Source organism: Geomicrobium sp. JCM 19039, assembly GCF_000698145.1.
Classification (GTDB): Bacteria; Bacillota; Bacilli; order Bacillales; family Marinococcaceae; genus Geomicrobium_A.
This window is the reverse complement of the sequence record NZ_BAXB01000011.1, coordinates 13,097-36,776: the sequence shown is the minus strand read 5'-3', so window position 1 is coordinate 36,776 and position 23,680 is coordinate 13,097. Positions and strand designations below refer to the sequence as shown.

The window sequence follows — 23,680 nt, the reverse complement described above, 5'->3', positions numbered from 1 at the left end:
ATGGATGTAAATCCATGTGTGATCTTTATTGTACTTTCTATGTGGATAAAAAGCCAATAAAACAATTATCGATCTCGTTTTGCCACATACTGCAAGATGCTCAGTAGCGCAGATGAATCGCAGCTTACAGTTCTTAGTGCATCGGCAGCCGTTTGAATATGCGCATCTAACTTGTTTTTCGCTTCACTTAATGTAAGTAAGCTAGGATACGTACTCTTTTGATTATCTGTGTCGCTTCCGACAGGCTTTCCGATAATCTCTGCGTCCCCTTCTACATCTAAGATATCGTCTTTAATTTGAAAAGCGAGGCCTAAATTCTCCGCATAAATCTTTAAAGCGGCAATGTCCCCCTCAGGCGCGCCCCCTAAAATTCCACCAGCTTCAACGGCAAATTCTAGTAATGCTCCGGTTTTGTGACGATGAATCCATTCTAACTCTTCGAGACGAAGTGCGCGGTCTTCACCTTCAATATCAGCTACCTGACCACCGACCATCCCCCGAATCCCTGCAGATTCTGACATCCGCCGTGTAATGTGAACGATGTCTCGTGGGTGCATATCGTCTTCAGAAATATCACTCACTAGTTGAAAGCTTTCTGTTAAAAGAGCGTCTCCAGCGAGAATGGCTAACGCTTCTCCATATACACGGTGATTGGTCGGTTTGCCACGACGATAATCATCGTTATCCATGCTCGGCAGATCATCATGGATAAGCGAATATGTGTGGATCATCTCCAATGCTGCCCCTAATTTATACGCGGAGTTTGTTACAGGTTTATAGCTTTGTGCTGCCATAATTAAAAGCAACGGACGAATACGCTTCCCACCGGCGTTTAAAGAATAGAGCATCGCTTCTTTAATGCTTTCAGGGCAAGAGGCGCTTTCAATTTGAGAATGAATGACATTCATCAATGGGGGTACATGGCGTTCAATCATATCTTCTATTGTTTGTTCCGTTTGCAAATTTAACCCTCCTCATGAAGGGAGAACGGTTCTGTCTCTCCATTCTCAAGCACAATTTTGTCCATTCTCTTCTCGACTTTTTGCAGCTGGTCATGGCATTGTTTTGATAGCGTCATACCTTCTTGATACATATCGATCGCTTTCTCCAATGGCACATCACCTTCTTCAAGCTTAACAATAATCTCTTCGAGTGATTTCATCGCTTCTTCAAAGCTTTTAGGCTCTTCGGTGTCTACTTGCTCTGTATTCTTTTCATTCGTCATCGATCGGTTCTCCTTTCAGCGCGAGGGACTGTTTTTCACTTACCGTTTGTACCTCACTCGTCACTTGACCATCATGAAGATGCAACGTTAGCGGTAAAGACGATTGTATATGTTTAATAGAGGATACAAGCTGCTCCCCTTGGTACGCCACATTATACCCTCTGCGTAACGTATTGAGTGGGTTCAAGATCTCTAGCTTACTTAGCCGAGTGTCAAAAGCTGTTGACTGCTTTTGAAATACCTCTTTCATGCTACGTTGCAACCGTTCTTTCAGCTGTTGGCAATCTGAATGTTTTTCTTTGAGCATCACACCTGTTCATACGCTCCAGCCGGTGTGAAACGTCAACGTATGATTGTTTTTTGTCACCCATGTAGCGCTTCATAAACCGGTGCAAATACTCAAGATTGCGATCAAGTTCTTGTTCCTTTTGTGTGACGAGTTGTTCAGGATATTTGAAAGCATACGATTGCCTAAGTTGTTTTAATTTAACTTGTCGCTGGCGCAGCAGTTGTTTACTTGCTACAGTTAGCCGCTTCTGAATGGATATGAGCTTGTCCGTCCACTCTTTCATTGAAGGTACGGCAAGTTCAGCTGCAGCAGTTGGTGTGGCAGCTCGAACATCCGCTACAAAATCGTGAAGTGTGACGTCTGTTTCATGGCCAACCGCTGATATGATCGGTGTTGTAAGCATTGCTGTTGTTCGTACGACCTGTTCATCATTGAACGCCCAAAGTTCTTCAATTGAACCGCCACCACGCCCTGCAATTAAGACGTCTAACCCTGCCACATCCGCTCGTTTGAGTGCGTTCACAATCGATGGGACCGCCTCAGGTCCTTGTACAGCAACTGGATACAGATGAATCGCTGCTTGGGGATACCTTCTCGTGATGGTCGTGTAAATGTCTCGAATGACAGCCCCTGTTTGCGACGTGACTACGCCAACTCGTTTTGGAAAGCTCGGTAAAGGCTTCTTTCGCTCATTGGCAAATAAACCTTCGGTTTCAAGCTTCTTTTTTAGTTGTTCATAAGCTAAATACAACTGCCCTAAGCCATCGGGTTCCATATTTCGTACGTACAACTGGTATTGCCCATACGGCTCATAAACTGAAATATTCCCTTGTATGAGTACTTTCATACCATTTTCTGGATGAAAACGGAGGGCGCGATTATTACCAGCAAACATGACTGCTGAAATTCGCGCCCGATCATCTTTTAATGTGAAGTACATATGCCCACGGCTATGATGCTTAAAATTAGAGATCTCGCCATAAAGCATGACATGATTCATTTGTTCATGCTGTTCGATAATTCTTTTCAGTTCTTTCGTAACTTGTGTTACAGAAAGATAGGAATGATTAGCTTCCACTCGCCATCATTCCTCTCGCAGCTTCTACCGTGTTATGCAAAAGCATCGTAATTGTCATCGGTCCAACTCCACCAGGTACTGGCGTAATCCAACCGGCAATGTCCTTCACTTCGTCAAACTGTACATCTCCAGTGAGCTTACCGTTCGCCATACGGTTCACACCAACATCAATAACAACGGCCCCTGGTTTAATCGCTTCTGGGCCTAGCATATGTTCTTTACCGACTGCTGCAATCAACAGATCGGCTTCTCTTGTAATACTCGCCATGTCCTTCGTTTTTGAATGACATACCGTCACCGTCGCATTTTCATTTAAAAGCAATTGACTAAGCGGTTTACCGACGAGATTACTCCGCCCAACGACAACCGCGTGTTTACCTTCAATGTCTATGCCAGTCGTTTTTAACATCTCAATAATCCCCAAAGGGGTGCAAGGAGTAAAACCCGCCTCACCTAACATTAAGCGTCCGACGTTATTCGGATGAAAGCCATCCACATCTTTCTCTGGTGCAATTTGGTTGATTACCCGTGTTTCTGTAATATGGTCAGGCAACGGAAGTTGCACGAGAATTCCATGAACGGACGGATCGTTATTAAGTTCTTGAATCTCTTGCAAAAGTTCAGACTCGGTAATCGTCGTCGCTCTTCGCCTTACTTCGGAACGGATCCCCGCTTCTCTACAAGCCTTTTCCTTACCTTTTACATAGCTATGAGAAGCGGGGTCATCACCGATTAGAATGACTGCAAGGCTAGGATTCACACCGGTTTCTTTCAACCGGCTTGCCTCGATAGCAATTTGGCGACGCTTCTCTTTGGCAATCTCTTTACCATCAATGATGCTCGCTGTCATTGTTTTCTCCCACTTCCTCGGCGTAGCCTTTTAACACATTCGAGAGGACACCATTTACAAACTTACCCGCGTCATCCTCACCAAATGCTTTAGCTGTATTAATCGCTTCGTTTAATGTGACATGAGGTGGAATCTCATCGTAGTGCAGAAGTTCGTATACGGCAAGGCGCAGTACAGCAACATCGACATTGTTTAATCTTTCCATTGTCCAATGCTCCAGCTGTTCCTCAATTCGAGCATCAATGCTCGTTTTATGTTCAACAATCCCAGGCAATACGCGATGTAAATATTCGTCGCTCTCCTCATGCTCATCTAAAGCAAATTGCAAGGCTTCTTGCCAATGTACACCTGTCATTTCAACCTGAAATAGAGCTTGTACTGCCCTAATTCGCGCCCATCTTCGATTCATGCTTAACTCCTTTTCCTATCACGGCGCTTGTAGCGCTCCTTATTCAGATAATCGCTCTGCGCTCGCAAGCTCCAACGTCGTCTCTTCTTCTTTTTCAAAATGAATACCAACAACATGTACGTGAATGCCATCCAAGGAGATCGCGGTCATCGTTTCCAGTGCTTGTTGAATGTTTTTTTGCACTTGCATTCCAATTTCAGGTACAGAAACTCCGTAATATGCAACCACAGACACCTCAATCGTAACCCCGTTCTCACCGAGTTCAACTTTGACACCTTTCCCATGATTTTTCTTACCGAAACGCTCTGCAACATCGTTTGCAAAGTTCCCACGCAGTGCAGAAACACCTTCAATTTCTGCTGCAGCAAGTCCAGCAATAACTTCAATAACTTCTGGGGAGATCTCCACACGGCCAAGGTCGTTCTCTTGTTCTTCTAAGTCTAACAATTGATATTCATTCATCGTGATCCCTCCTGAATTCTATTCTTGTTCGTTCGCTTGTTCTTCATTAGCTTGCTCAGCTTTTAACTGCTCTTCCCGTAACCGCTCCATACGGTAATGTCTGAAAACCGGGTATTCAGATAGGTTGTCGGGAATCTTACGATTTTCCAAAAGAATAATTTTCACGATGGACTTGTTTCTCGCCATATGATAACTCTCATCGTATTCGTTTTCTTGTGTGTAGCGTTTCAAGCTATCATAATCTTCCTCTTGAATCGATACAGGATGCGGATTTTCTTCTGTTGCTTCTTCTTGATAACCCACTTCAAACTCTACGATTTGAATATTGTCGTTTTTAAGGTTTCTCGTTTGTTCCAATACGGCTTTAGCGCCTTCTGTTAAATGATTCCATTCCATGAAGTGACATCTCCTAACTTCATTCCATTACATTGTTTTGTCATCAGTTGATTATATCATGTAAAAAATGCGATTTCACCTCTTAGCTTGGGATCCTTTGTTTTTTGAATTATACATCATTTGTTAACGTCGATGAAATGATGTCAACTTAGAAATCATTGAAGGCTATGGGCTTACGAGTAATGTGAACGACCCTATGTATACAGAAAGCATTTGACCTTTTGTGAAAATAATGTTGGGGAGTGATTAGACCGTCAACATTTACGATTTGCCATATGCTCGGCGTGAGAAATTCATTGGACACCAGAATGTAGAGTTTGCTTCGGAATTTCTTACGATTTGTATTTTATGACAAACAAGTCTTCATGTCCCTTTCGCGTAGCGGAAACACTCCAATTGTGTTATACCGAGTGGGCAAGGCATCGTTCGCATTGTGTGCGCTGGTTTACACTTTCTGCAGTCAAGTTTGCTCTTTTTAGCGATTTTAGCGCTCATTTCGTAAAACTTGCGTGTAGTTCAGACGAAACCTAACACCTTACGATCTGTCGGACCAGTGGCGGCCGACAGATTTTTGGATTTTCACCTCGAGATTCGAGGCAGGGCATGCGTGTCAATCTTCATACGGTTGAGAGAAAGAACATGAACGTCGCTTAGGAACGATATTGTCGTTCATATACTTTAACGTGCTGAATCTAGTTCCATAAACGGACGATCGGAACGAGATGCCGATCGATTGGTAGTAGAACGAGGCAAAATGGCCACACTTGAGCGAATTTGATTCCACTCAATGATCTTTGGAACCATTTCTTTCTTTTCACGATTAAAACTCGGCAGCGCAGAAAACACAGACCACATTGTAAGTTCCCTTTCACCGAAATGAGCGGATCCGGGGGAACATAACAAGTTGCAAATAATCATGAACCCCTTATAGAACCGATAATAGGTAATTTGTAATTCTCAACAAGCAAAAGTACTTGTATACATCTTCCAATTCTCCTTTGCATCGCCCTCCCCATCACCCATGCTGAGCAACGAGCAAGATGATGGGCTGAAACCTTACCATAGAATGAACAATGGTAAGATTTTAGCTATATAAGTTGAACGAAATAATTTCACTGAATCGGATGACCGAGATGGGTCTTTGCGGGTCTTTGCTTGCATATTGTCTGTTGAAATTCATCTCGTTGCCGATCGTTGTTCGTCACTGCAAGGGTGGTGGGCAACACGAAGAACGTTTGCCGAAGGGTAAAAAGTCGTGACCGAGGCTCACCAACTGCACAAGCATGTGATGGCCGGTCACGTATGTGACAATCCAGCCTCAAACCGGGCACTTTCGGCACGCAACTGTCACAAATCGCACGATTTGTGACAGTTGACACCGTTTATGTGCGCATTCACGTTTAAAATCATGATTTATCTTTCTCAACTGTCACATTAATGAATATATGGGGCATTTGGACTTCTTTCCACACACCATAGCCAGGAGGCAGAAACGTGAAGCCTTATGCTCTTTGGTGTAAGCATCCGCCTGCAGTTGAAAGCAAGCACAGACAGGACAAACTCAGAACATGTATCGTTCATCCTTTATAGCATTTGCAATGCTTTTTTTAGTATTAACCTATAAGAAAAACGCAAAAAGAAAACCCGGTGAATGTTTTCACCGGGCCGCTTGCTATTCATCAATATGATAAGAAACGGCTACTGCTCGGTTTCCGATCTGCTCGTGAGCAATTCGGTTAATTTCCACAACCTCCGTTTTTGAAAGTTCTTCGGTTTTTACGAAGATGCGTACTTCATCGTTATCGGTCATAACGAGTACATCTTCGTATCCTTGTGATGCAATTCTTTGTTCAAGTGTCGATTCACTTTCTGTTAACGTTTTTAATTGTTCATTTTGCTCATGCGCTTCATTTTTTTCTTCAGCAGATGCATCACTTGATGCAATCGTATTTGTGTTCTCTTCACGCGCTTCACTTCTTAGTTCCTCGCGCTCAATTCTAAGTGCGCTGAACGTTTCACTACCACTCAACCCTGCGGCCACATCAACGCTGTCGGTCTCTTCATTTTCTTCACCGTCACCTGCTTCTGGGTCCTCCTCATCTGAACCTTCAACTTCACCGTTCCATTCTTCAACGACAACCGCTTGATCTGGGTTCTCCTCTAAATATTGCTCCCAAAGTTCCCCTTCAAAGTCTTCTAATGACTCATGATCGTTAATTAACGCAGCTTCTTGTGTCGTTGGGCTATCGGGCCCGAAAAAGTAGACTCCGAGTACCGCAACCAAACTTAACATTGTTAAAAGCCATACTGTTTGCTTTTTCAAAACCAAATCACTCATCCTCTCCCATTTGTTTTGGTAATACTGACACCCGATGTGCATCCACATCTAACGTTCTAGTGACAGCTTCAATGACCCATTCTTTTCTTTGCATACTCTCGACGCCATTGGCGACGACGAGCACACCTGATACATCTGGCTTCTCCATACGGATGAGTAGCGGTTCCTCACCACTCCCCTGCTGAACGAGCACGAGTGTCTCTTCTTGCGTACCCTCATCTAATGTCCGGTTCCCACCCTCAGTATCTGCCTCATCTGTTGTTTGTTGCCGTATGCTACGGTCTTTTTCGTACACTTTGCTTTCTGTTTCTTTGACGTTCACGACGACCTCAACATTAGACAAACCATCAATCTTCTCTAGCGTTTCTGCCAACTGATTTGAATACGCTTGTTCAATCATTTGAAAGTCAGAAGAAGTGTTACTTACAGATGATTCTTCTTCGTTTTCTTGGTCACCATTTACAAACACCGGCTCTTCTGACTGTTCGCCAACAATTGAACCGCCATCATCGTCTGTACCGATATTCCCGAGTAACATGAGAAGCACACCTACGAAAAAAAGTCCTGCAATATAATACCACCGAAAGCGTCTAGGGCCGTCACTCTTTGGAAGAAAATTGCTAAAGGGATTTTTATTTTCAGCCATTCGAATCTTCCTCCTCCATACGAATTTGTATGGAGCTCTCTTCCACTTGCCATACTTGTGCAAGACGGGCCCTTACTGCATCCAGCGAGACCGGATGATCACTTTGCTGTCTTGACTCTGTTGTATTTACAACCACTTCTTTAACCGGCTCCACTGTCGTATTTGTTTGTTCATCCCCTGCCTCCACCAACAAGACGTTAATCCCTCCCGACTCAGAATGTGAATTTTCATCGACAGAAATTCCACTAAACGAGAGCTGAAACTCTTCCTTTAGCATCTGTTCTGCTTCACTGCCTAGACGAGCAGCTACTTGTTCTGAGATATATGCATCATGAGCGGCTTGTATTTCTCTTTTTTGATCATTTATTTTATTTTCCATCTCATCTGCCCCTTCACGAACGTTAAAATTGTCAAGATCAAACCATTCCGATGGATCGGTATGAATGAAATCAAACACTGGTTGTAAGATCAACACCGTCATCATCAGCCCAAGCACGAGATCTGCGTAACGCTTCATTGTCGATGTTGGTAACAAGAGCTCCAAAATAATGGCTAGGAGCAAAAAAACAACCAACGTCGTAATCCAATCATTAAAATACTCCACCGAATTCACCTCACCATGAGTGCTAGATTCCCTGCTGATATGATGATTGTAATCGCTAAGAAAAACATTAAGCAGACGACGGAAACCGCAGCAAACATAAACATGACTGTTCGTGCAAAGAGACTCATTACTTCTCCGAGCGCCCCGCCTCCTAGCGGTTGCATAATGGCAGACACAATTTGGAACGTAAGCGCAAGTACTAGAATTTTTAACGCTGGGAACACAGTAATCACAAACAAGATGAACAAGCCTGCGATGCCGACAGTATTTTTTAAAAGAAGAGAAGCGCCTATCACTGTATCGGTAGCATCGGTAAACATGCGACCTACAACAGGCACAAAGTTACCGGCAATGTATTTAGCGGTCCGTAACGTCACTCCATCACTAATCGCTGACGTTGCACCTTGGACGGATATAACCGCCAAAAAGATCGTTAAAAATGCGCCGAGCGTTCCCATTGCAACATTTCGTATTAAGGTTGCTAGCCTCGTCAACTGGAATTTCTCGCTCATAGAGCTTGCTACGCTTACAATGGCAGAGATGAATAGTAAAGGGAGAACAAATCGTTCAATTAACAGCCCGCTTGTGTTGACGAGGACAATAATTAACGGGTGAAACAGTGCAGCCGTTGTTGTTGCGCCTGTAATGGCTAAAAGTGCGAGTACCATAGGCAAAAGCGCAATCATGAAATGAACCATATTCGCCACTGCTTCTTGGGCATAGCTCATCGCAATGTAAAAACTATTCATACTAATGACAATCAACACCGTAAACGTGACACTGTATGCCACTTTACTTACCGCCGCATGCTCAAATGCGTTTTGCAGTGCCTTTAGCACCATACTAAATACAGCAAGAAGGATGAGTGTACCGAGCAAATTAACATTCGCTGTCAGTTCATGAAACAAAAAATTTAAGAGTGCCCGTCCCCACTCCGTTGGACTAAACTGTTGATCTCCATCCAAAAAGTCTGTAAAAGATCCTTTTTGACTTTCAGGGAGAAAAGATTCATAATCTCGACGGATATCTTCCCAAAACTGTTCAATTTCTGTAAAACCAAGCCGATCTAACTGCTCGTCCATCTGTTCTTCAATCAAATCCGAGACATCTTCTTCACTGACGCTCTCGTCTTCGATCGGCAGTCTGGGATCAAGGTTTGGGTCATCATCAAGAGCAACGGCTTCTATGGAGAATGTGAGTAGAACGACGATACCGACCACGCATGAAATGAATGCTTTCATTACGATCCCTCTTTCAGCCTGGAATCAAGGAAATGACGGTTTCAATGAGTACATTGAAAATGGGTATGGCCATCACGACGATTAATACCTTTCCAGCTAGTTCAATTTTTTGCGCGATGGCGCCTTGGTCAGCGTCTCTCGCAATTTGCGCCCCAAACTCTGCAATGTATGCAATGCCAATGATTTTGAGCATCGTTTGCAAATACACCATGTTAATGTGTGCATGGTTTGCCAAAGTTTCAACGAGTTGAAACGCCATCACGATATAATCTAGCAAAAACAAGAAAATCATGGCTCCGACAACTAGTGTGAGCAAAAAAGCAAACGCTGGCTTTTGTTCTTTAAGAATCATCGCTAAAAAGGCTGAGATTAGACCAAAGCCGACAATCTGAATCATGTCAATCGACATGTGATTATCCTATATACAAAAACACGCTGCGTATTTTTGTGAACAGGTCATCAACGATGGTTGCTACCATGTACAACACGACGATAAACCCGATGAGTGTCACCCAATGTGCCCAATCTTCTTTCCCCATCTGTTTTAGTACGGTGTGAATCATAGCGACGACAATGCCAATACCAGCGATTTGAAAAATGGTATCTACGTCATACCCCACCGTCATCCCTCCTTTTTGTGTTAGATCATCACGATGATTGCAAGCAGTCCTCCCAAAAATCCGAGCGACTTTGCCATACGTTCATATTTTTGCTGTTCTTCTCTAGCGTCAATTTCTTCTGCTTTTAGATGAGTGAGTGTTAATTGAATATATTTTTGCTGTTCAAACCGGCCGTGTTGCCCTAACGTTTGCCCAAATTGAAGCAGCGCTTCCTTCTCTTTTGCTTTCATTGATGTTTCCGTCCAATGTTTGTTTAAGCTCTCTTCCCAAGCGGTTTTTGCTTCAATATTTCCGGCTGTTAGACGAGCGGAAAATTCGGAAAAAATACGGGCTACTGGTTTTGATAAAGTGGCTGACAGTTTCGTTGTCACATCTTTTAATGGTGTGTGGCCAAACATCACTTCCGCTTCAAACATTTGCAATGCGGTCGTTAGCTCCCGAATTTGCTTTGACCGAAGCGTCAGTCTACGTGACCATTCAAACCCGCCGACGGTCATCGATATGAGAACGACGAGCGCTCCAATCCAACGCACGATGGATCTCCTTTCCTGAGTAGTACGTGCCGCGTTTATCGTGATCAAGCATAATTATTCCATCAAACAATCCTCGAACGAAAATATCACGGTCGTACAAATTCTCAAATGTCTTGGCATGAGCTGTGCACAATATGGAGACCCCTGCACGTATGGCTTCCTTTATGGCCACTTTATCGGTGTCACTCCCGATTTCATCGACTATGATAAGGTCTGGACTCATCGACCGTACGAGCATCATCATCTTCAGCTTTCGGGCAGCGATCGAGCACGTCGGTCCGCTCGCCAATATCAAATTGCGGCACTCCTTCAAACGATGCGGCGATTTCAGAGCGCTCATCAACAATCGCGACTTTACTCGGTGGGATTTGTTTCGCTTTCCAACCGTCACTCGCTACTTTGGCTACGTCTCTGAGCAGCGTCGTTTTCCCTGACTGAGGGGGGCCGGCAATGAGAATGTTGTTCCACCCATGATGGAATAAGTGATCTACATAGGGCTCGCATACACCGTGGATAGACCGGCTGATGCGAATGTTGAAGGAACGAATATGTTTGAGCGTTTTCACTTTTCCCGCTTCAACGACCGCTTCGCCTCCTAATCCAACTCGATGACCACCCTTTAACGTGATGTATCCATGCTTTAGCTCTTCTTCAAACGCATACACTGAATGTTGGCTAAGCTGATTGATCACATACACCGCATCGTCAGAACTAAATAAGAAATCGTCCAACAGCTTCCGGCCTCGCCTCGTAATGAGTTCAATTTTTCGTCCTGGCCGAAAACGAATTTCTTCAACCTGTTCTTTTGTTAATTCATATTCAACGGATGAGCGTGCTTCATGCGGGACGAGTGATAAAATCGAATCTCGATTGAATGGCACGTGTTCCGAGAAGCAATTCATCAGACATCAACTCCATTCAAACTTGCAAACTTTTGCTAACACCCTTTGCTTGTACACTCTATTCTCAAATCAAAGATTTAGAACAATTCACCACCGCAACCTCTTCAATTGTCGAAACAGGTCGTGAAAATAATGTAAATTCAATCATGCTAACATTTGAATTGACACACTTTTCCATCAGATGTTAATTTTTAATCAACCTTTAGGTTCATTCTCTTTTAAAGGAGTGATTTGCAATGAGTTATGAGCGTGTCCTTTTATGTATAGACGGTGAGGAAACTCCTTCAAACGACGCTTACAAGCATGCGATTCGATTTGCCCGCAAAAATAATGCCACATTGTATCTGTGCACGGTAATTAACCCTAAACCTTATGGTACGTTGGCTCGTTTTGACCGTTATGTCGTTGATAAAGTTAAAAAGGCAGCACAAATAAAACTCGAGCAGTTCTTGCTCCATACTCAAGCGGAAGGTATTTCTTCTCAAACAATACTCGAAACTGGTGTGCCTTCTATAAAAATTAGTAAGCAAATTGTGCCTGCATATAATATTGATTTAATTGTTGCTGGTGCAACAGGCGGGACGAAGCTTGAAAAAGCTCTTCAAGGGAGTGTGACAAGTGCCATTATTAAAAAAGCGAAATGCGATGTTTTTGTCGTCCGAACAGAGGAACGAGAAAGAGCAAGTGTATAAGACAGATACGGATCCCGTGCTCATCTTTTTGGATTTTCATGAGGAGGCTCTATCTTGCGTAACAAAGGGGGCAACTATTGCCGAGGCTGAGGGAAGAGACATTGTTCTACTTCATGGGATTGATATGAGAAAATACACGGTCGTGGAACGAAACGATCCAACACTTCGTACACAGATCATTTCTGAACGTACAGAATGGTTAAAAACATTTGAACACCAACTTCGGCAAAACGGCCAACACGTGCGGGCGACTGATTTGACGTTTAAGGATCCGCGTAAGATCATTTCTGCACGGTATGCGCCTTTCATCGTAGTTGCGTTAAAACGGGTGCATCGTTCTGCCAAAATTCAAAAGTCACTCAGCGATGTTCTCATCGATCGTCCGCCATGCGATATGCTGATCGTCCATGCTCAAAGCTCCTAACAGAGGAGCCTTGTTTTTCAAAAAAAAGTGCGCCAGGATCACTACTCATCCCGACGCACTTTTTGTTATGCTCTTGATACGTATTCACCTTTTCTTGTATCAATTACAAGCTGGTCGCCCTCATTAATAAAGAACGGTACGTTCACTTTAAAGCCTGTTTCAAGAGTAGCTGGCTTGTGACCTCCAGAAGCCGTGTCTCCTTTAATCCCTGGATCTGTTTCAGACACTTCAAGTTCTACTGTGTTCGGAAGCTCCACGCCAAGTGTTTCTGTGCCATACGTAATCATATGCACTTCCATGTTTTCTTTAAGAAAATTCAACTCGTATTTGATTTGGTCAGTCGGAAGCTCCATCTGGTCAAATGACTCCATATTCATAAATGCATGCTCGTTACCATTGGAATATAAATACTGCATTTTGTTTCGTTCGATATGCGCTTTGTTTACTTTTTCTCCGCCGCGAAACGTCTTTTCTTGGATGCTTCCCGTCCGAAGGCTTCTCAGCTTTGAACGTACAAATGCCGCACCTTTTCCAGGTTTTACATGTTGGAACTCAAGAACTGTCCAAATATCGTTATCTACTTCAATTGTTAGCCCTGTGCGAAAATCATTTACTGAAATCACGAATAAGAACCACCTTTATTATAATTATTTACCGATATGACGTAGCGATTTATCCGAGGTTGTCAGTCGCTCATTGCCATCTGCTGTAATGACAATATCATCTTCAATTCTTACGCCACCTACACCTGGCAAATATACGCCAGGCTCGACAGTCACAACCATACCCGGTTTGAGTACGACGTTGCCTTTCGGGGATACACCTGGACCTTCGTGCACTTCCATACCAAGCCCATGGCCTAATCCGTGGCCAAATTTCCCTTCGTAACCCTTACTGTAAATATAATCACGACAAATCTGGTCTGCTTCTTTACCCGTCATTCCTGGTTTAATTTGCTCTACTCCAAGAAGCTGGGCTTCCAAAACGGTTTCGTACACTTTTTTCATTTCGTCCGTCGGTTGCCCAACAGCAACCGTTCTCGTTATATCTGAGCAATACCCTTTGTAGTAGGCGCCAAAGTCCATCGTCACAAATTCGCCCTCTTCGATGACTTTGTCACTTGCCACACCGTGAGGTAAAGCGCCCCGTGAACCAGAAGCGACAATGATCTCAAATGAGGAACGATCTGCTCCTAAACGTCTCATTGTAAATTCTAATCGATCTCTTACTTCTGTTTCTTTCATTCCCGGTTTTATGTAGTCGACAATATCATAAAATGCTTGGTCGGCAATTTCTGCTGCTTCTTTCATAATTGAAAGCTCTTTCTCATCTTTGAACATGCGAAGCGATTCCACAAGCCCAGCGACAGGGATGAGCGGTATGCCTGTATCCTTGTACACTTCATATTTTTCAAAAGTCGTATAAGATTTTTCAAAACCAACAGAAGTTATGCTGTGCTCTTCAACTAATGCTTTGAGCTCGTTACTGATTGACCCTTTATGCTCAACAATTGTAAAGCCTTCGCACTGATTCTTTGCTTGTTCTACGTAGCGAAAATCGGTAATAAAGTACGCTTGATCCGATGTAATAAATATAACACCCGCACTTCCTGTAAACCCTGATAAATACCGACGATTTGCATCACTCTCTACAATGAGTGCATCAATCTTTTCAACTGTGAATTGATTTCGAATTCCTTCTAAACGCTTCATGCTAATTCCTCCTCACCTTAACAATCATCGTTTCTATCTTAGCATAAGTCGTTAAGCGCTTGCCATTAAGTTCCTGTATACTTCTCCATCTCGTACTCATACGAAATGGAATACCCGATGAATAACCCATAACAGACAAACAACGATAATGTGCTCACAATTGTAATCCCGCTCAAATCAGGCACCGAATCTAGCCCGATAAACAAAGGATTACTAATGTAAAAAATAATTACCCAAAGAAGAGCCCCAAACCCTACTCCTGCCCACATGCTCGTAATCTTTGCGAATACATACCGGTAAAAAAACGCCACCCCAATGGACAGAATCGCTAATAGAGAAATTGCGATCCATTGTCCGGTTGCTTCTTCGCTCCAACTTCCAAGTGTCCACGCCTTCCATAACAAATTCGGTCCAACGTCCGTAAAATTAAAAAAGTAAGCCACGTACCAAATGATCCCCCAAAAAAGGCCGCCGACAAAACCTGTAATCAGTACTTTTAAGCCTAAAGGCAAATCTTGATTCGCCTTTTTGGATTCGTTATTCTCTTCACTCATGAATATCACCTCCTTCCTATTATGGTTTTTGCACAGTAAATCATTCTTACCGAAGGAAAAAACGTCTGCTTATGGAGGTTCATGGACACATGATGTAGAATAGTCATGAGGTGCAATCGAACTTTTTGAGAAAGTAAGGTGTCAGCATGAGTGAGGAAACAAAGGAAACCGAACAGGCTCAAAAGCCTGCCTATGGTGGACAAGCGCTAATTGAAGGCGTCATGTTTGCAGGAAAAGAAACGACGGTCAGTGCGATCCGTAGAAAAAACGGGGAAATTGAATACTTCGAGAACTTAAAAAAACCTAAACCCGTATTACAAAAACTAAAAAAGATTCCTTTTGTACGAGGCAGCATTGCTTGATTGAAGCCGCAGCGCTCGGCAGTAAACATATGAATTTTGCTTCAGATCGTTACGATGTTCATCCTGATGATGATAAAGACATCGTTCCAGAAGAAGAGCGTTCAAAAATCGCTGCAACAATTGGTGTAGCAGCGGTGAGCGTCGTGGCCTTTATCATCGGGACCATTATCTTTACGCTCGTTCCTGTATTTCTAGCAGAAACTCTTTCAGGACCGTTTCCTGGACATGTGGCACAGAACTTGCTCGAAGGGATTTTTAAAACCATCATACTTGTCGGCTATGTGTATTTAATTTCACTCACGCCGCTCATTAAACGTGTGTTCCAATATCACGGGGCGGAACATAAAGTGATTAACGCTTATGAAGCCAACCGCTCATTAACGGTTCAAAACGTGCAAGAATATTCACGCCTTCACTATCGTTGTGGAAGTAGCTTTATGCTCTTTACAGTCATTATCGGGGTCATGATCTATTTGCTCATTCCTTTTGATAACCTATTTGAACGAATTGTTCACCGGCTATTGCTCATTCCTGTCGTTCTCGGTGTTTCTTACGAAGTGTTGCAAGCTACAAACAAATTACGGAATATCCCTGTGTTAAAATGGTTAGGCTTACCCGGTCTTTGGTTACAATTATTAACGACAAAACAACCAAAAGACGATCAAGTCGAAGTGTCGATCCGTTCGTTTGAAAAGATGCTAGAACGCGAGGATGAAATTCACAGAGAGAAGACAGACGAACGTCTTGTGTAATGAATGGGAGGCAATACGTTGAGAACAATTTTTCGAAATCCATTTGTTTTAGGGATCGTTCTTCTAGCGATTGTAGGTCTAGTGAGCCAATTGTTCACAAACCCTAGCGGTCTCATGCTCACATTTCTTCTGATGGCTTTGTTTGCCTTTTTGTTTTATTTTATTTTTACTCGCTTTGTTTCCAAAAGAACTCGAGTTGATCCTCAGTATAAACGGGCGCTCAAACAAGATCGAGAGCGGCGTAAATCAACAGCAGTAAAAAACAAAGATCAAGTGAGTGTCAAGAAAAAACGGAACGGTCACAATTTAAAAGTCATCCAAGGAAACAAAAAAAATGCGCGACGATAGACGTCACGCAACCTTTTACCTGCTCCATGTTTTCAAAAAATCCATTGTCGTATGAAACCCAAGTTCAATCAGTTCTGTACGATCAGCATCGGATAAGGAGAAACTTGTCGTTTTCACCTTTTCTACAGGAATAAAAACGACATTATCGCCATGACCTGCGTCAACAAATCGTGAGTCATGGCTTTTTTGCATCGTCTCAAAGATGGAACCGTACAATTCCAATGCGTTGTTAATGTGTTTGTACTCTCCTTCGTGTGGCTCTGGATTCAATTGAAATCCGAGCAATGGCCGTTTTGATCGATGCCTTCGAAATAGCCACATCGGGAAGTTACTCAAGATCCCCCCATCAACAATTAACGACGATGATCCATTTTTATCAAATAACTTCACAGGTTGAAAGAAAAATGGCAAGCTACAGCTCATACGCACAGCTCTTGCTACAGGGAAAGAGTCAGGGATTAACCCGTAGTTTGAGAGGTCATCTGGGAGCACGAGCATTCGTTTCCTCGTAATATCTGCCGCCACCAACCGAAGTGAGTGATCTGGAAGATCCGCAAACGTTCGCACCCCTTTTGCCTCTAGCTTTTCGCTCAACCATTCCTCAAGTTTGTTTCCTTTATATAAACCTAATCCCCAATAGACGCCTACCCACTTTAGGAGATGAGGAAATGTTCTTGCCCAAGCTGTTGGATCTAAAAACATGTCTAATTCGACGTCTTCGAACATTTTTTTAATCTCTTTGCTTGTATATCCTGAAGCAATAAGACTACCCATAATTGCACCCGCACTTGTTCCAGCAATGCGAGAGAATTGAAAGTTTTTCTTTTCCATTGCTTCCAGTGTACCAATAAATGCGAAGGCTTTTGCTCCGCCGCCGGCAAAAACTCCGTCGATCAGCATCGGTCACACCTTCCTCTCCACATCTCTACACTATGCAAAAAATGCTCGGATTGCGTGTTGTCCCTTTGGAAAAGACAGGAGAAAAATCCATCACGATACTAGGCAGAGGAGATCATTTACGGGCACGCTAATCTGAAGGAGGTATGATTGATGGAATTGTATAAAGCAGGAGAGACATTATATGTGATTCACCGTAATCCACACACACAAGATGTCGCGAATATCCGAGAAGCAACGGTCGTAAACGATCCGGACGCAAAAAATGCCCAATCCATCTTTCTGATGGATGAGTTTTACCCACTCACCGAAGAGCTGGCGGTGTTCAATAGCTACGAGGAAGCCGAAGAGCTTACGCCTATTACTTTGAAACAGATCCTGAACCCTACTAGAGGTGACAAACATTGAAAGCATTTATGCCTGAGCGCATTTATATAGAGCCACGCGCCTATGAATATCCACTAGGTAAGAAATTGTATGATTATTTTTCTGAACGTGGTGTAGAAATTAACGAAACAACTTCACACAACCAAGTTCGCAACTTACCCGGAGATAATGACTTCCAAAAATATCGAAATGCAAAATCAACACTCGTCGTTGGCGTGCGGAAAACATTAAAGTTCGACACGTCAAAGCCATCGGCAGAATATGCATTGCCACTCGCAACGGGTTGTATGGGGCATTGCCATTATTGTTACTTGCAGACGACGATGGGTTCCAAACCGTATATTCGTACGTATGTGAATACCGATGAAATCTTGGCTAGAGCTGATGAGTACATGAATGAGCATGCTCCAAAGATCACTCGCTTCGAAGCATCGTGTACGTCTGATATCGTCGGCATCGACCATCTCACTCATTCACTAAAAAGCACCATCGAACATATGGCTAAAACTGACCATGGTGTTTTGCGCTTCGTTACGAAATTTGAACATGTTGATCACCTCTTAGATGCTGACCATCGTGGAAAAACCCGCTTTCGCTTTAGTGTGAATGCAAATTTCGTCATTAAATATTTCGAACCTGGCACGTCTTCATTAGATAAACGGATTGAAGCTGCCGCTAAAGTTCAAGAAGCGGGCTATCCCCTTGGATTTATCGTCGCCCCAATCTATATTCATGATGGGTGGCAAGAAGGCTATGAACAACTCTTTAAAACACTTTATGAAAAGTTGCCGGAAGGTGGGCGCGACGACATTTCTTTTGAATTTATTCAACACCGATTTACGCAACCTGCGAAACGAGTTATCGAAAAAAACTATCCGATGACAAAGCTCGAGCTTGATGAATCGAAAAGACGACGAAAATGGGGTCGCTACGGCATACACAAATACGTTTATGAAAAATCACAAGAAGAAGAGATGAAAACGTTTCTTTATCGTCTCACCGATCGTTACTTTCCTGAAGCAAAAATCGAATATTTCACGTAAAGAATGCAGTGACATCTTCTGCATACGGATGTGCGAAAGGCAATATTCAAGCCTTTCGCATTATTTTTGTGTAGTTATTCGCCGGTTATTGCCGACAAACAATAAATTCTTTCTTAATCTATGGAGTTTTTCTCCATTTCCTTAAAGATTCGTTTTACAACAGCACATTTGCCGTATAATATAGAAGTAGATCATTACCTGCAACGACCGCTCACTTCATGAGCGAAGGAGGACCCTTTGTTTAATAAGACCATTGTCAGACGGATTTTAATCGGGATTGCCCTTATTATTGGTGGACTGTTCGTCTACTTTAACTTTTCAGCGCTAATGCCGCTATTATTGGCATTACTCACAGCGATGATATTCGAACCGTTTGTTCGGTTCTTTAAAAAGCAATTAAAAACAGAGAAAAGACTTCTGCCTGTGACGATTGTTTTTTTACTTTTTGTCGCAATTAGTTCCATCGTTCTTTACCTTTCGATTACAAGGCTCATGAAAAGTATTGTCGAATGGTCACAAGAACTTCCGCAGTACGCCATTCAGCTGCAACGTCTGGCGAACGATTTAATTATTCAATTTAACCAATTGCTAAGAGATTTGCCACAAGGATATCAAATTGCTCGGGAACTCGAACGCTTATCAGAGGATGCGATTGACTTTGCTCTAAGCATAACAACGAACCTTGTTGGCTTACTCGGCTCATTTTTATCATCGGTACCGAATATGCTTTTTGTTGGTCTCATATACTTAATTACGTTGTTCTTATTTAGTCTTGATCTACCAAGACTTTTAGGTAACTTCTTTAACTTCTTCAAAAAAGAGACCTCTAACAAATTGCGCTACGTTTTCCACCGCATGGGTAAAGTTTTCCTCGGTTGGTGGAAAGCCCAGTTCATTCTAAGCCTTGGTGTGTTCATCCTCACTTACATCAGCTTGCTTTACATTTCACCGGGGCCTGCTTTTATCATGAGTGTGGTCATCTGGGTTGTAGACATCATTCCTCTGTACGTAGGCCCAGCACTCGTCCTCGCACCTTGGGGGATCCTCGCGATGATTCTCGGAGACGTGACGATGGGTATTCAGTTAAACATTCTGGCGCTTGTCCTACTAATCATTCGACGAATTCTCGAACCAAAAGTGCTCGGTGACTCGATCGGAATGAACGCACTGCCAACCGTTTTGTCGATGTATTTTGGTTTTGTATTCTTTGGTGTCATGGGTCTCATTCTTGGACCTTTCGTTTATATGGCCATTCTTTCTGCAAAAGAAGCCGGGCTGTTTGAATTAAACCTAAAAGATGATGAGGAAAAACCTGAGAAAAAAGATGATCCACCAATGAAAGAGACGTAACGAAACACCATTGATATGCTTTGGACACCTGTTCCCTCTTTTACACAACCATGATTACCGGCAAGTTTTAAGCATACGTTTAAACCGTGTTCTCAATAAACATGAGAACACGGTTTTTTATTCCTAGCAGCAAATAACAAAAACCCAAAAAGTACGATTCGCATCTTGACCTTTTGGGCGGGGTACTCGTTGCAAGATTTAAAAGCTTTGGCGAAGAACACATCATCGTAGGCACGGTTGGGTGTTCACGTCTTTTAAGATTCTGTTTTGTTTTGATTTTGAAGTTCGGCTATTCGCTTTGGATCTTCCTTAAAGTACTGCACCAAATCGCCAATGCGATCAATCGCATCCCAACTCAAGTGATGTTCAATTCCTTCTACGTCCGTGTAGATATATGACTCGTCAACACCAATGAGGTGTAAGAAATCTTCGAGTAATTCATGCCGATATACGAGGCGTTTCCCGATTTTATTTCCTTTTGCTGTAAGGATGAGGCCCCGATATTTCTCATAAATAACATAACCACTTTTGTCTAGCTTTTGGACCATTTTTGTCACTGAGGACGGGTGCACTTCTAGTGTATCTGCAATATCGGATACACGAGCATACCCTTTTTCTTCAATGAGTTGATAGATACGCTCTAAATAATCTTCCATACTGGCTGTAGCCATGTAAGCTCCCCCATTCAAATCACGTTGCGGGCATTATGTACAGTCATGTTTCGCTATTGTCATTGCCGTGTGTATTACCTTTATATTGTACATAATTGCTCCGCTACAAACAACGGGTTTATTCATAATCACCCGTCTTCTCCATCCTGTAGTACAATACAAGTTAGATTTGTCATGTTGCTAGCAATTGAGCGACAAGTCCTTTTTAAATCGCTGACAAAGCGTGTTATGATTACTGTATAACCGTTCATTTTAATCTAAGGATGTGGCAACCAATGGCAGAGAAGGTTCTAATGGGAAAAGAAATCATTGCACGCAATGAGGCCATGTTTTCATTTGATGACAGAAGTATGTATTTTGGCGATGGGATTTATGAAGTCGTCCGCATTTACGGTGGACACCCGTACCAAATGGAAATGCACATGCAACGACTACAAAGAAGTGCTGAAGAAATGGATATTCCGTTTAGTACTGAAGATAAGCAAACGTTAAGCGCTTCTTTAAATGAGCTGAAAAATGAGAATCATCTACAAGAAGGCATTTTATACGTGCAAGTTTCTAGAGGTGCAGCAGAACGAAACCACCTGTATGAGCGTCACGAAGAGCCCGTCGTTTTCGCGTTTACTAAAGAAATGCCAAGACCGTTAGACCAGCTCGAATCAGGGATTGCTGTATATCTTACTGAAGATGAGCGTTGGCTCCGCTGTGACATCAAATCTGTTAATTTGCTTGGCAACGTACTGGCAAAGAGAAAAGCCGCTGACCACGACTGCCAAGAGGCTGTGTTACACCGTGGAAATGAAGTGACCGAAGGATCTTCTTCAAACCTTTTTATTGTAAAAGATAATGAACTACAAACTCATCCTGCAACGAACTTAATCTTAAATGGCATTACTCGGCAAGTCGTCTTGCAGTATGCAGAACAGCTCGGTAAATCCGTGCGCTATGACCCAATTGATATTGAAGATCTTGCCGGCGCGGATGAAGCGTTCATTACGAGTACCACGAATGAAGTGACACCCATTACTGAATTTCGAGGAACAAAACATGTACAACTCAAAGTCGGGGAAATTACGAAACAATTGCAAGAGCGATTTGAAGAAGATGTAAAAAAAACCGAGAGCGGGACGTAAAATGTGTGGGCAGCGTCTAAGCTGCCCACACATTCCATTACCTTCGGTAAAGCCATTCCGTTGAACGATACCGTTCATTGGCTAATTTCTGTACTTCTTCTTCTTCTTTGTGAGTGAGTCTCCGAGGCTTTAGCTCAATGTCTAAACCTGTTTCAAACCCTTTGGAGAATGCCGAGCGAATGTGGTCAACTGTAAATTGTTGGTCTGTTAAATCGTTAATTCCGACCGCCTTCGCTCGAAATGCTTGTTGCATCTTCTCACGTACACGAGCATTTTTAAAAATAAATAGATCAAATAATTGCTCTTCATTAAATGTGAGCGCAATGGCACCGTGTTGGAGAATAACTCCTTTTTGTCTCGTTTGGGCACTTCCTGCAATTTTACGCCCTTCTACGACAAGTTCATACCATGATGAAGCGTCGAAACAAACCGAAGAACGAGGTTTTTTTAACGCTTCTGTTTGTTCTTTTGATTCTGGAATGGAAAAACCTGCATTCAAACCGAGATCACGGAATCCATGAAGCAAACCTTCTGAAATGACACGATACGCTTCGGTTACTGTCGCTGGCATCCGTGGATGCTCTTCAGAAACAATTACGCTATATGTAAGCTCTTGATCATGCAAGACACCACGGCCGCCTGTAGGGCGCCTAACAAGCCCTAACTCGTGACGATGAACAGCGTCGACATCGATCTCTTGATTGATCTTTTGAAAATAGCCAATGGATAGCGTCGCTGGATTCCATTCGTAAAATCGAATTACAGGCGGTATGCGACCTTCACTATGCCATAGTAAAAGGCATTCATCTAATGCCATATTGTAATACGGATCTCTAGCACCTGAATCAATGAGCCACCAAGTTTCTTTTTTCATTTTTTCATCTACTCTCCTCATTGTCACTAGTGTAGCAACGAAGAGATATTTTGTACATCCGCTGTTTTTATTCTTTGCGTAACCGTGCATTCACACTTATAATAGATAAGGATGCATAAAAGCTTTCTTACCAGCTTTTAGTAGTAAAGGGGAATTGTAAACGTATGGAAATTATGAGTATCATTAGCTACATTCTATGGGGTCTAATCATCGGTACCATTGCGGTATGGCTATTCCGTAGACTCTCAACACCTAAATATCTTGATTCACTTTCACAACGTCAATTTATCGAAGGTTACCGTAAATCTCAACTGATTGATGTGCGGGAGCAGCGTGAATACGACGGTGGTCACATTTTAGGCGCACGTAATATTCCACTCTCCCAACTCAAACAACGCCTTTCTGAGTTTCGAAAAGACCAAGACATTTATTTGTATGATCACTCAGGAGCGAGAAGTAAACAAGCTGCACGATTAATTAAGAAAAAAGTCGGTACCGACCGTTTATTCTACTTAAAAGGCGGATTTCGTAAATGGACGGGGAAAGTGAAGAAGAAATAAGCAAATGCCCTTTCTCAGCATAAGAAAGGGCATTTGCAGGAATGATATGCGCGTGTTATCATTTCCTTCACGCAAACTAAGGGAAAGGATGAAGCCGATGATTCCAATCATTGACAGAATTAATGAACTAGCCAAGAAATCAAAAGAAGTAGGCCTGACTGAAGATGAGAGAACGGAACAATCAAAACTTCGTCAAGAATATTTAAGCTATATCCGAGGGCAAGTGAAGGACACGATGTCAAATGTAACCGTTGTCGATGAAAACGGGGACGACGTTACACCAAAACGCCTCAAAGACGATCAAGAACAAAGAAGATCCCATTAACCA

The 23,680-nt window shown here is 42.8% G+C and carries 30 protein-coding genes and 3 pseudogenes; 10 read left to right on the top strand and 23 right to left on the bottom strand.

The annotated features are described in order from the left end of the window. Positions 1–65: 65 nt before the first annotated feature. The 17 genes and pseudogenes from JCM19039_RS11830 to spoIIIAA all read right to left on the bottom strand — a co-directional run bounded on the left by JCM19039_RS11830 (position 66) and on the right by spoIIIAA (position 11,593). A complete protein-coding gene (locus tag JCM19039_RS11830) occupies positions 66–935 on the bottom strand; it encodes a polyprenyl synthetase family protein (RefSeq protein ID WP_052398761.1) in 870 nt (289 codons plus the stop codon). 29 nt (positions 936–964) lie between these two features. Next, positions 965–1,225 carry an exodeoxyribonuclease VII small subunit gene (gene xseB / locus JCM19039_RS11825; RefSeq protein WP_042427399.1) on the bottom strand — a complete coding sequence of 87 codons (261 nt, stop codon included), beginning with the start codon at positions 1,223–1,225 and terminating at the stop codon, positions 965–967. After that, on the bottom strand, positions 1,215–1,475 hold the full coding sequence (locus tag JCM19039_RS26535; RefSeq protein WP_042427397.1) for an exodeoxyribonuclease VII large subunit: 261 nt from the start codon (positions 1,473–1,475) through the stop codon (positions 1,215–1,217). The genes xseB and JCM19039_RS26535 overlap by 11 nt, the downstream gene beginning before the upstream one ends. Before the next feature lies 1 nt (position 1,476). Further along, the gene (xseA, locus tag JCM19039_RS11815) at positions 1,477–2,592 is read right to left on the bottom strand and encodes an exodeoxyribonuclease VII large subunit (protein ID WP_255343656.1); all 1,116 of its coding nucleotides are present in this window, start codon (positions 2,590–2,592) and stop codon (positions 1,477–1,479) included. Beyond that, positions 2,582–3,442 (bottom strand): bifunctional methylenetetrahydrofolate dehydrogenase/methenyltetrahydrofolate cyclohydrolase FolD, encoded by an 861-nt coding sequence (gene folD, locus JCM19039_RS11810; RefSeq protein ID WP_042427395.1) that lies wholly within the window; start codon positions 3,440–3,442, stop codon positions 2,582–2,584. The genes xseA and folD overlap by 11 nt, the downstream gene beginning before the upstream one ends. After that, complete coding sequence (gene nusB, locus JCM19039_RS11805) at positions 3,423–3,851, bottom strand: transcription antitermination factor NusB (protein WP_042427394.1); 429 nt, start codon at positions 3,849–3,851, stop codon at positions 3,423–3,425. The genes folD and nusB overlap by 20 nt, the downstream gene beginning before the upstream one ends. Before the next feature lie 39 nt (positions 3,852–3,890). Then, a complete protein-coding gene (locus tag JCM19039_RS11800; RefSeq protein WP_042427391.1) occupies positions 3,891–4,313 on the bottom strand; it encodes an Asp23/Gls24 family envelope stress response protein in 423 nt (140 codons plus the stop codon). Positions 4,314–4,331: 18 nt separating this feature from the next. Further along, entirely contained in the window at positions 4,332–4,709 is a 378-nt protein-coding gene (locus JCM19039_RS11795; protein ID WP_042399401.1) for a hypothetical protein, read from the bottom strand. A gap of 678 nt (positions 4,710–5,387) precedes the next feature. Continuing rightward, complete coding sequence (locus tag JCM19039_RS24415) at positions 5,388–5,564, bottom strand: hypothetical protein (protein WP_193744221.1); 177 nt, start codon at positions 5,562–5,564, stop codon at positions 5,388–5,390. Positions 5,565–6,381: 817 nt separating this feature from the next. Next, the gene (locus JCM19039_RS11790; RefSeq protein WP_193744220.1) at positions 6,382–7,032 is read right to left on the bottom strand and encodes a SpoIIIAH-like family protein; all 651 of its coding nucleotides are present in this window, start codon (positions 7,030–7,032) and stop codon (positions 6,382–6,384) included. A 7-nt stretch (positions 7,033–7,039) separates the two neighbouring features. Then, positions 7,040–7,693, bottom strand: coding sequence for a stage III sporulation protein AG (gene spoIIIAG, locus JCM19039_RS11785; RefSeq protein ID WP_042427384.1), 654 nt, complete (start codon positions 7,691–7,693; stop codon positions 7,040–7,042). Next, entirely contained in the window at positions 7,686–8,297 is a 612-nt protein-coding gene (spoIIIAF, locus tag JCM19039_RS11780; protein ID WP_042427381.1) for a stage III sporulation protein AF, read from the bottom strand. Before spoIIIAF ends, spoIIIAG begins: the two co-directional genes overlap by 8 nt. A gap of 5 nt (positions 8,298–8,302) precedes the next feature. Beyond that, positions 8,303–9,538 (bottom strand): stage III sporulation protein AE, encoded by a 1,236-nt coding sequence (spoIIIAE, locus tag JCM19039_RS11775; protein WP_042399412.1) that lies wholly within the window; start codon positions 9,536–9,538, stop codon positions 8,303–8,305. A gap of 13 nt (positions 9,539–9,551) precedes the next feature. Continuing rightward, complete coding sequence (gene spoIIIAD, locus JCM19039_RS11770; protein WP_042427378.1) at positions 9,552–9,947, bottom strand: stage III sporulation protein AD; 396 nt, start codon at positions 9,945–9,947, stop codon at positions 9,552–9,554. Positions 9,948–9,951: 4 nt separating this feature from the next. Next, on the bottom strand, positions 9,952–10,158 hold the full coding sequence (gene spoIIIAC, locus JCM19039_RS11765; RefSeq protein ID WP_152550189.1) for a stage III sporulation protein AC: 207 nt from the start codon (positions 10,156–10,158) through the stop codon (positions 9,952–9,954). Positions 10,159–10,178: 20 nt separating this feature from the next. Next, positions 10,179–10,691: a stage III sporulation protein SpoIIIAB gene (gene spoIIIAB / locus JCM19039_RS11760; RefSeq protein WP_307190234.1), complete on the bottom strand. Its 513-nt coding sequence runs from the start codon at positions 10,689–10,691 to the stop codon at positions 10,179–10,181. Then, positions 10,636–11,593: pseudogene (gene spoIIIAA / locus JCM19039_RS11755) on the bottom strand (stage III sporulation protein AA). The gene spoIIIAB and the pseudogene spoIIIAA overlap by 56 nt, the downstream one beginning before the upstream one ends. A 236-nt stretch (positions 11,594–11,829) precedes the next feature. Here spoIIIAA and JCM19039_RS11750 point away from each other — a divergent pair. Then, entirely contained in the window at positions 11,830–12,285 is a 456-nt protein-coding gene (locus JCM19039_RS11750) for a universal stress protein (RefSeq protein WP_042427372.1), read from the top strand. Continuing rightward, positions 12,278–12,709, top strand: a complete 432-nt coding sequence (locus JCM19039_RS11745) for a universal stress protein (protein ID WP_042427369.1) — start codon at positions 12,278–12,280, stop codon at positions 12,707–12,709. Before JCM19039_RS11750 ends, JCM19039_RS11745 begins: the two co-directional genes overlap by 8 nt. A gap of 65 nt (positions 12,710–12,774) precedes the next feature. Here JCM19039_RS11745 and efp read toward each other — a convergent pair whose 3' ends face one another. The 3 genes from efp to JCM19039_RS11730 all read right to left on the bottom strand — a co-directional run bounded on the left by efp (position 12,775) and on the right by JCM19039_RS11730 (position 14,975). Further along, positions 12,775–13,332: an elongation factor P gene (efp, locus tag JCM19039_RS11740; protein WP_042399427.1), complete on the bottom strand. Its 558-nt coding sequence runs from the start codon at positions 13,330–13,332 to the stop codon at positions 12,775–12,777. 24 nt (positions 13,333–13,356) lie between these two features. Next, a complete protein-coding gene (locus tag JCM19039_RS11735) occupies positions 13,357–14,421 on the bottom strand; it encodes a Xaa-Pro peptidase family protein (RefSeq protein WP_042427366.1) in 1,065 nt (354 codons plus the stop codon). A gap of 65 nt (positions 14,422–14,486) precedes the next feature. Further along, positions 14,487–14,975 carry a YqhR family membrane protein gene (locus JCM19039_RS11730; RefSeq protein WP_042427362.1) on the bottom strand — a complete coding sequence of 163 codons (489 nt, stop codon included), beginning with the start codon at positions 14,973–14,975 and terminating at the stop codon, positions 14,487–14,489. A gap of 146 nt (positions 14,976–15,121) precedes the next feature. Between JCM19039_RS11730 and JCM19039_RS11720 the strand changes: the two are divergent. Both JCM19039_RS11720 and JCM19039_RS11715 read left to right on the top strand, forming a co-directional pair. Then, positions 15,122–16,089 (top strand): annotated as a pseudogene (locus JCM19039_RS11720) (DUF1385 domain-containing protein). Between the two features lie 18 nt (positions 16,090–16,107). Then, positions 16,108–16,437 carry an SA1362 family protein gene (locus tag JCM19039_RS11715; protein WP_042427356.1) on the top strand — a complete coding sequence of 110 codons (330 nt, stop codon included), beginning with the start codon at positions 16,108–16,110 and terminating at the stop codon, positions 16,435–16,437. Positions 16,438–16,452: 15 nt separating this feature from the next. Here JCM19039_RS11715 and JCM19039_RS11710 read toward each other — a convergent pair whose 3' ends face one another. Continuing rightward, the gene (locus JCM19039_RS11710; protein ID WP_042427352.1) at positions 16,453–17,337 is read right to left on the bottom strand and encodes a patatin-like phospholipase family protein; all 885 of its coding nucleotides are present in this window, start codon (positions 17,335–17,337) and stop codon (positions 16,453–16,455) included. A gap of 150 nt (positions 17,338–17,487) precedes the next feature. Between JCM19039_RS11710 and JCM19039_RS11705 the strand changes: the two are divergent. The 3 genes and pseudogenes from JCM19039_RS11705 to ytvI all read left to right on the top strand — a co-directional run bounded on the left by JCM19039_RS11705 (position 17,488) and on the right by ytvI (position 20,114). After that, positions 17,488–17,726, top strand: a pseudogene (locus JCM19039_RS11705) (transcriptional regulator SplA domain-containing protein). A 24-nt stretch (positions 17,727–17,750) separates the two neighbouring features. Further along, a complete protein-coding gene (gene splB, locus JCM19039_RS11700) occupies positions 17,751–18,764 on the top strand; it encodes a spore photoproduct lyase (protein WP_042427527.1) in 1,014 nt (337 codons plus the stop codon). A gap of 237 nt (positions 18,765–19,001) precedes the next feature. Beyond that, positions 19,002–20,114, top strand: coding sequence for a sporulation integral membrane protein YtvI (gene ytvI / locus JCM19039_RS11695; protein ID WP_042427350.1), 1,113 nt, complete (start codon positions 19,002–19,004; stop codon positions 20,112–20,114). Between the two features lie 254 nt (positions 20,115–20,368). Here ytvI and mntR read toward each other — a convergent pair whose 3' ends face one another. Next, positions 20,369–20,785, bottom strand: coding sequence for a transcriptional regulator MntR (mntR, locus tag JCM19039_RS11690; protein WP_042399436.1), 417 nt, complete (start codon positions 20,783–20,785; stop codon positions 20,369–20,371). A gap of 275 nt (positions 20,786–21,060) precedes the next feature. Here mntR and dat point away from each other — a divergent pair, with 275 nt between their 5' ends. Beyond that, complete coding sequence (gene dat, locus JCM19039_RS11685; protein WP_042427347.1) at positions 21,061–21,918, top strand: D-amino-acid transaminase; 858 nt, start codon at positions 21,061–21,063, stop codon at positions 21,916–21,918. A gap of 37 nt (positions 21,919–21,955) precedes the next feature. On the opposite strand, the gene JCM19039_RS11680 is transcribed toward dat, so the two are convergent. Beyond that, a complete protein-coding gene (locus JCM19039_RS11680; RefSeq protein WP_042427345.1) occupies positions 21,956–22,792 on the bottom strand; it encodes a biotin/lipoate A/B protein ligase family protein in 837 nt (278 codons plus the stop codon). A 173-nt stretch (positions 22,793–22,965) separates the two neighbouring features. Here JCM19039_RS11680 and JCM19039_RS11675 point away from each other — a divergent pair, with 173 nt between their 5' ends. Both JCM19039_RS11675 and JCM19039_RS11670 read left to right on the top strand, forming a co-directional pair. After that, positions 22,966–23,352, top strand: a complete 387-nt coding sequence (locus tag JCM19039_RS11675) for a rhodanese-like domain-containing protein (protein ID WP_042427524.1) — start codon at positions 22,966–22,968, stop codon at positions 23,350–23,352. A gap of 97 nt (positions 23,353–23,449) precedes the next feature. Continuing rightward, positions 23,450–23,677, top strand: coding sequence for a DUF896 domain-containing protein (locus JCM19039_RS11670; RefSeq protein ID WP_042427342.1), 228 nt, complete (start codon positions 23,450–23,452; stop codon positions 23,675–23,677). Positions 23,678–23,680 lie beyond the last annotated feature (3 nt).